Origin of the sequence: Psychrobacter sp. Ps6, assembly GCF_022129235.1 — a bacterium.
In the GTDB taxonomy this organism is placed as follows: domain Bacteria; phylum Pseudomonadota; class Gammaproteobacteria; order Pseudomonadales; family Moraxellaceae; genus Psychrobacter.
In genome coordinates, this window is the sequence record NZ_JADQAI010000125.1 from 1 (window position 1) to 1,432 (window position 1,432).

General features: G+C 44.1%; 3 protein-coding genes. All 3 read right to left on the bottom strand.

The window, feature by feature from the left end:
- Positions 1-249: phage terminase large subunit family protein (locus tag I3255_RS14280; RefSeq protein ID WP_238039409.1), on the bottom strand; the 249-nt coding region annotated here is incomplete at its 3' end.
- Positions 230-700: a hypothetical protein gene (locus tag I3255_RS14285; protein ID WP_036763809.1), complete on the bottom strand. Its 471-nt coding sequence runs from the start codon at positions 698-700 to the stop codon at positions 230-232. The genes I3255_RS14280 and I3255_RS14285, both read right to left, overlap by 20 nt.
- Positions 701-921: 221 nt before the next feature.
- Complete coding sequence (locus I3255_RS14290) at positions 922-1,194, bottom strand: hypothetical protein (protein WP_005299270.1); 273 nt, start codon at positions 1,192-1,194, stop codon at positions 922-924.
- Positions 1,195-1,432 lie beyond the last annotated feature (238 nt).

The following is a 1,432-nucleotide window of genomic DNA, read 5'->3' on the forward strand; positions in this document are numbered from 1 at the left end:
AGCCGGACCGCACACAATCACAGCCTCATAAATACGTCGAGACAAACAATTTAATGGCTCTCTCATATAAGGAACTTGAGAAGATAAGAACTTGGTAACGTCCGTACCATCAGAGATCCACAATCCCTCATCGGCGGCCTCTACTGGTGTTTTATCTGTTGGTGCACAGAGATAAGCCAACTTACGGCGAATTTCTTTCGCATCAGCAAACTCAAGTCCTAAACGACTATCAAATTGTTTCAAGCTCATCAGATATCGCCTTTAAGTCAAAATTTAACAAGGTTTCAAGATCTTCAAGCTGCTGAGGTGTGGCTGAAGGAATTGCCGACTCAATACGAGTAATAACCTTATCTTTAAAGCCTTTTACGCTGGCAATGCAGATAGCAATCTCGTTTTCATAATCTTCTTTTAAAACACTACCGCCTGCATCGCGCATTAAACTGAGTTTCTCACGCTCACTTTGTACATAAGCTCGAAGCTCAGCGGCCGTTGGAAACCCCATTAAGTCCGGTGCATCTGATTCTTTCCGAGGCTGTTTACAAAGGTAAGGTGCCACTTGAACAACGTCATACAGTGGCGTATTTCCCTTAAACGCAACAGGAGCAACCCCTGCCGCTTTTAAATTTTTTCTAATTGTCGAACGGTGCTTACCAAACTGTTCTAGCTCGGTCGTATTCCAAAACCGTTTCTCATTATTCATGGCATCCTCTTTATTGGCTTAAGTTCCCTCCTATCTGACTCGATTGAGTACATTGATTTGGTTCGTTATAACAACGACGTAAGTTTTCTATTTGCTCGGAGCAAAGAGAAAAATAGTGGAGCCATACAGGATCACGTTTAGCCGCTTCTCCCCATGTTTGGGGTGGCTTATGAAAAGGTTGCCGGCACGACACTAAATACGCTGCCGGTGGTTTGATATATTCAGTTTTGTACTGAGTGATCACCTGTGGCGGTGTCGTAGTACATCCAATGAGCAGCGTTAGGGATAGGTAAATCGGCACATTCTTCATGGGAAATGTCCTTTTCAATCTGTTGTTTCGCTTGCTCTGCTCGTTGTTGCCAAACTTGGCGAGCTTGTTCGGCCTGCTTAGCTGCCTGTTGCTCTTGCAAAGCCTGCTGTTCTAGCTGCGTAATAGTTTGCTGTAGCGATTGATTAGCGGAGATCAACTTAGTTTGCTGAATGCGATTAGACAAAAGCTCAGCACTCACCTTTTCCAGTTGGTGCGCTACTCGATTTTGCTTTATCACTAGCAACGAAGTTATGGCCACCACTCCCACAAGACCTATTAACTTAATGCTGAGAGTACCCATATAAGCAGACCTCTTTTTCAGCTAGTCGTCGAGTCACAATGCCAGAGCAATGATTACCGTCTATACGACAATCTTTACCATTAACATAAACCCAACGAGGGAACTCATAACATGCTGCATC

Excerpts from the sequence above, each read along its gene's own strand:
- I3255_RS14285 (WP_036763809.1), bottom strand. The coding sequence starts at position 700 with ATGAATAATGAGAAACGGTTTTGGAATACGACCGAGCTAGAACAGTTT.